Annotated in this window: 7 protein-coding genes and 1 pseudogene; 7 read left to right on the top strand and 1 reads right to left on the bottom strand. The window is 59.9% G+C overall.

What is annotated here, in order from left to right:
* Window positions 1-211: 211 nt before the first annotated feature.
* The 4 genes and pseudogenes from ASD63_RS24025 to istB form a co-directional block, all read left to right on the top strand.
* Window positions 212-1,405, top strand: coding sequence for an abortive infection family protein (locus ASD63_RS24025; protein WP_200953537.1), 1,194 nt, complete (start codon window positions 212-214; stop codon window positions 1,403-1,405).
* A 341-nt stretch (window positions 1,406-1,746) separates the two neighbouring features.
* A complete protein-coding gene (locus ASD63_RS24020) occupies window positions 1,747-2,073 on the top strand; it encodes a transposase (RefSeq protein WP_060529927.1) in 327 nt (108 codons plus the stop codon).
* Window positions 2,022-2,870, top strand: a complete 849-nt coding sequence (locus ASD63_RS24015; protein WP_156624180.1) for an IS3 family transposase — start codon at window positions 2,022-2,024, stop codon at window positions 2,868-2,870. Before ASD63_RS24020 ends, ASD63_RS24015 begins: the two co-directional genes overlap by 52 nt.
* Before the next feature lie 62 nt (window positions 2,871-2,932).
* Window positions 2,933-3,469: pseudogene (gene istB / locus ASD63_RS24010) on the top strand (IS21-like element helper ATPase IstB); the annotation flags it as partial.
* A 131-nt stretch (window positions 3,470-3,600) separates the two neighbouring features.
* On the opposite strand, the gene ASD63_RS24005 reads toward istB, so the two are convergent.
* Complete coding sequence (locus ASD63_RS24005; RefSeq protein WP_060529925.1) at window positions 3,601-3,870, bottom strand: hypothetical protein; 270 nt, start codon at window positions 3,868-3,870, stop codon at window positions 3,601-3,603.
* A 211-nt stretch (window positions 3,871-4,081) separates the two neighbouring features.
* Here ASD63_RS24005 and ASD63_RS24000 point away from each other — a divergent pair, with 211 nt between their 5' ends.
* The 3 genes from ASD63_RS24000 to ASD63_RS23990 all read left to right on the top strand — a co-directional run.
* The gene (locus ASD63_RS24000; RefSeq protein WP_060529924.1) at window positions 4,082-4,471 is read left to right on the top strand and encodes a transposase; all 390 of its coding nucleotides are present in this window, start codon (window positions 4,082-4,084) and stop codon (window positions 4,469-4,471) included.
* Complete coding sequence (gene tnpB, locus ASD63_RS23995; protein ID WP_027997154.1) at window positions 4,468-4,815, top strand: IS66 family insertion sequence element accessory protein TnpB; 348 nt, start codon at window positions 4,468-4,470, stop codon at window positions 4,813-4,815. The genes ASD63_RS24000 and tnpB overlap by 4 nt, the downstream gene beginning before the upstream one ends.
* Before the next feature lie 45 nt (window positions 4,816-4,860).
* The coding region (locus tag ASD63_RS23990) for an IS66 family transposase zinc-finger binding domain-containing protein (protein WP_200953536.1) at window positions 4,861-5,346 on the top strand (486 nt) is incomplete at its 3' end.

Genomic DNA, 5,346 nt, shown 5'->3' with positions numbered 1-5,346 from the left:
CCAGGCAACCGGAATTCGATCGCACCCGTTGTCCGCGACTTAGAGAAACGCTTGTCCGCGACTTGCTGAAATGACTGTCCCGATCTAGCGAAATCCGCATGCGACACCGCACAGAGAGTTGGCACCTCATGTCGATTGATACCCGTCAGTTGGCGGAAACTCTCGACGGATTTATGAATTCGGATGAAGTTGAATAGGAGGTCGAATCAGCGTGCGGCAAGCCTCTTCAGACGCATACCCCCCGGCGCTAGTAAAAGCGCTGCGATCAGAGCTTGCAGCGGCGATCTCAGATTATTCAGCGAACGAGGTGCCGAACCTATGTTCGCAGCTCGGCCTGCTTCCGGGCGACCGAGAGGAGGCCTTCAAATCGAAATTCAAGTATGCGGAAAGGCGCCTGTCCGAGAAGTCAGCGGCCGAGTTGATCCCTATTGCCGCGCGTCTTCTTGAGGATGTCGAGTCTTACAGCCTCTCGGAGGCGCGGTCGAAGTTGGACGAGCACGGCAAGCCCAGGGTTTCGGAACTCACGCGGAAGCGGATCCTCGCCATCTTTTATTCCAAGGTTTTGACGACCGACGACGACCACATGGCGTTCCTGAAACGCATCTGGCCGCTCGACAAGATGCCTTCAATCTATGCTGATCGATACAGCGATCGAACGCTGGAAGACGATTTGTACCAAGCAACAGTTCGCAACAGCGACTGGGACGATCGCGAAATCCTTGAAAATGTGGGGCTATTGACGTGCTCACAACGGCAGTTCTTCCAATTTTTGGAAGAGGTCACGAGTCCACTCGCCCAATCCCCGGACACGCAGTCGGAGCTTGTTGCCGCGATTAACGACCATATACGCCACGATGGTTTCAAGCTGACGATCGTTCGCAGGATGTCGGGTAGCCCCGTATATGAGGTTCAGGATGCCGCCATCGGAAGTCCGGCGGATACGGGTATCTCGCAGGTACTGGCAGCTTATGACGCGGACACTATCCACGCGCGCTGGACGCAAGCGCTCGACCGCCGCGACACCAACCCAGAAGGCGCGATCACGCTCGCAAGAACGCTGTTGGAAGACGTCTGCAAGTGGATCATCGTCGAAGCCGGCGAGGAGTACGACGAGAAGGACGACCTGCCCCAGCTATACAAACGGCTGGCCAAGATTCTGAAGCTTGCACCCGATGACCACACCGAGACAGTGTTCAAGCAGATTCTCGGCAACTGCCAGTCGGTCGTCGAATCGTTGGGATCGCTGCGCAATCGGATATCGGACGCGCATAGTCTCGGGCCGAGGCGGGTGAGGCCGGCTCCCCGGCACGCGCAGCTTGCCGTAAATTTGTCCGGGACGATGGCCACCTTCCTCGTCGACACTTGGAACGCGAGGAAGGCGGAGCAGCCTGCAGGATCCGATTAAGCGCGATACTTGTTCGTCGACGAGGGCGCAAAGCTGCCTTCTGCCGTCCGTCGAGCGTTGCTATGAGTGGGCCAGCGATGTGTGGTCTACGGTCGATAGGGACTGGCTGACGAGCGCTCTTGACGAATCGCGGCGTCAACACGATGTTTCCATTCGGACCGTGGCTCCTAACCTGTCGCCAAGTTAAAAGCTGCTCTTTCTTAGGTGTGTGTGTCAATCAGCGTCCAAAATTCACCCCTTATTGGAGTGCGCCCCTGAGGGTGGACAGATAGGCTTGATGAATTGACCGGGCTTGCCGGGTTTCCGAAAGTGGAGCCCATGGCAAAACATCGCATTCACGTATGCAATTCAAACGGCAGGTCGCGCAGGAGTTTATCGCGGGCGAGACTCTGCATGGTCTGGCAAAGCGCCACGACGTGTCACGCAACTTGATCCGGATTTGGGTGAGCAAGTATGAGGAAGGCGCGTTCGACGATGACGCTCAGGCCGCCGACCTTATCCAGGAATACGAGGCCCGGATTGCAGCGCTTGAGCGCCTCGTTGGCAAACAGGCGCTGGAACTGGAGTTTCTAAAGGGGGCTCTGAAAAACGCACCGCGGCCGAGAAGCGGAGCTACATCCGCCATCACCGGCCCGCTGGTATCTCCGTCGCCGAAGGATGCCGGCTAATGGGTATCGCACGCTCGACCTATTATGACAGCCCGGAAAAGCCTGTCGATGATACCTCTATCGTCGAGGCGATGTTTGCCATCTGCGATGAATTTGAATTCTACGGCTACCGTCGCGTAGGGGCGGCCCTACGCCAGCAGGGCTTGGTCATCAACCACAAGAAGATCAGACGGTTGATGCGTCAACACGATCTGCATCCGAAGGTTCGCCGCAGGTTCGTCGCCACCACCGACAGCAATCATGATGGCCTGATCTTCCCGAACCTGGCGAAGGACATCGTGCCGACCGGCCCCAACCAGCTCTGGGTTTCCGACATCACTTACGTCGCGCTGCCTACCCGCTTCATTTACGTCGCGGTCGTCCTCGATGTCTGGTCACGGTTGATCGTCGGTTACGCCGTCAGTCGGAGTATCGACGCGCGTCTGACGGTTGCAGCATTGAAGGCAGCGATAGAGCGTCGCCGGCCGCCATCGGGCTGCATACATCATTCCGACCGCGGCTCCCAATACGCAGCTCAGGTGTACCGGGATGCCCTGTCTGGCAGTAGTCTCGTCGGTTCAATGGGCCGTAGGGGGAATCCCTATGACAATGCCAAGGCAGAAAGCTTCATGAAGACGCTGAAGGTCGAAGCGGTCTATCCGATGGCCTATGAAACGTTCGAAGAGGTGACCGAGCACCTTCCCCACTTCATCGAGGAGGTTTACAACACACGCAGACTTCATTCAGCGCTCGGCTATCTGAGCCCGCAGCAGTTCGAGGATCAACACATCCGGCAGACTGGCAAAACAGCGGCCTGATGACCGTCCATCCTCAGGGGCGCACTCCACAAGGGGGTCAAATTTGCACGCCGGAACACACCCAGATCGAGAACGCTGACTTCCACGCCGCCCGCGGCCTGGATCGCAATCTCTTCCTGAAGCTCGCCGGTCGCGACTGGATCTCTCAGCGCCATAGCCTGCTGTTGATCGGACCCGCTGGCGTCGGAAAGAGCTGGCTTGCCTGCGCGCTCGGAAACAAGGCATGCCGCGAGGACTTCTCCGTCGCCTATCACCGACTTCCAAGGCTGTTCGCCACCCTTGCGCTGGCGCGCGGCGACGGCCGATATCCCAAGCTCCTCAAGGCGCTCGCCAGAACCGATCTGCTCATCCTTGACGACTGGGGCCCGGAGAAGCTCAACGACGAGCAGCGTCGTGATCTCCTGGAAATCGTCGAGAACCGATACGAAAGGCGATCGACCATCGTCACCAGTCAGGTGCCCGTTGAACACTGGTACGACATGATCGGCAATCCAACCATTGCCGACGCGATCCTCGACCGCCTGGTGCACAACGCCTACCGCATCGAACTTTCCGGCGAGAGCTTGCGAAAGCAGCGTCAAACACCATCCGCCGCTTGACCGCGCGACAATCACGAGCCATTCAAAACAACGACCCAGGGGCACATCGACTGGCCGGCTTCAAATCGGAATCGTGGCCGGAATGAACTTGGAATGGGTGGCCGGCTTCGTTTCGGAATCAGCGGCCGACTTCACTGGAATACGCAGCTGTCCTTTTTGGACTTAATCTCCTCTGGCCACTGGACGTCCTGCTTGCCCCTCCTGTCACGGCATTCGATAGTTATCAGGATGGGAACGGACACGACCATATGGCGAATGGCTGCGTCAACTTCCCTGAGCTTCCCCGTTACCTTGTCACGGATACGGTCGGGCGATTTCACCACAGCACCTGTCGGCGCCAACATCGTCTCGATGCGCGCGGTCAGCTTCTCGAGGTCTCGCCAGCCTTCTGCATTTCGCATGTTCGCACCTCTCGACGTCGGTAATGCGGTTCCGGCATTGTTCTATAATCAGCAACAGCCGCACGTGCTGCCACTCCATGTTGGGAGGGTCGGCAGTCGGGTAGCTGGCATCTGGAATGTTTTGACCTCAGCCGTACCCCTCCGGTGATGGCCGCCTTGCTGAGTTAGGCTGAGGGCTGCAAGTCCTAGTGCAAACACTAGGAGTAGTCCTATGACGAAGCATCAGATTGAGGTCATTACGTCGGTCGAGCGGCATCGGCGCTGGTCTCGGGAACAGAAGGAGCGGCTGGTCGCGGCGACGCTTGAGCCAGGCGCAAGTGTTTCAGAGATCGCTCACTCGGCTGGCATCCATGTGCTCTTCCGCTGGCGCAAGGAGCTCTGCCAAATCTCTGCGCCGTCCGTCCCGCGCCTCGTTCCGGTGGAGGTCGTCGAAGCGCTGCCAGCGCCGGCGATCGCGGCCGAGCCGCCGCCGGTCTGCCGGGCGCGCAAGAAGGCAAGCATCGTCACGATCGAGCTTGGCGGTGGGCGTCGCCTCCGGGTCAAGAGCGACATCGATACCGATGCGCTCGGCCGGATTCTTGATGTGCTGGAGCGGCGATGATCCCGGTCCCGAGCGGTGTGAAGGTCTGGCTGGCGACAGGCTATACCGACATGCGCAGAGGCTTTCCCGGCCTGTCGCTGATGGTGCAGGAGACGTTGAAGCGCGATCCGATGAGCGGCCATCTCTTCGTCTTCCGGGGCCGGAGCGGCGGCCTGATCAAGGTGATCTGGCACGACGGCCAAGGTGCCTGCCTGTTTACGAAGAAGCTCGAGCGCGGGCGGTTCATATGGCCATCCGCGGCCGACGGCACGGTGGTGATCACGCCCGCGCAGCTCGGCTATTTGCTCGAAGGCATCGACTGGCGAATGCCGCAAAAAACCTGGCGTCCGACGTCGGCGGGATGAGCAAAACCGCTGGCACGGCGGGAGCGAATATGATTCCATCCCGCCATGACCGATGCGGCCGATCAGCTTCCCGACGACCTTGCCAGCGCGCATGCGATGATCCTCGCCGAGCGTGCGGCCCGCCGTGAAGCCGAGGCGCTCGCTGCTCGCGCCCAGGCCGTGAACTCGCATTCGGATGCACTGATCGCCCGGCTCAGGCTGGAGATTGAGAAGCTGAAGCGCGACATCCATGGCAGCCGCTCGGAGCGCAAGGCCCGGCTTCTCGAACAGATGGAGCTGCAGCTCGAGGAACTGGAAGCGGACGCCGGCGAAGACGAACTGGCGGCCGAGATGGCGGCACGGTCCTCGGCGGTCAGGGCCTTCGAGCGCAAGGGTCCGTCCAGGAAGCCGTTTCCCGAGCATCTGCCGCGCGAGCGCGTCGTCATCGCCGCGCCGGCGAGCTGCCCGTGCTGCGGTTCTGGCAAGCTGGCAAAGCTTGGCGAGGACATCACCGAGACGCTGGAGGTGATTCCGCGTCAGTGGAAGGTGATC

Origin of the sequence: Ensifer sp. Root558 (assembly GCF_001427045.1) — a bacterium.
In the GTDB taxonomy this organism is placed as follows: domain Bacteria; phylum Pseudomonadota; class Alphaproteobacteria; order Rhizobiales; family Rhizobiaceae; genus Ensifer; species Ensifer adhaerens.
This window is presented reverse-complemented; position numbering and strand designations above follow the sequence as displayed.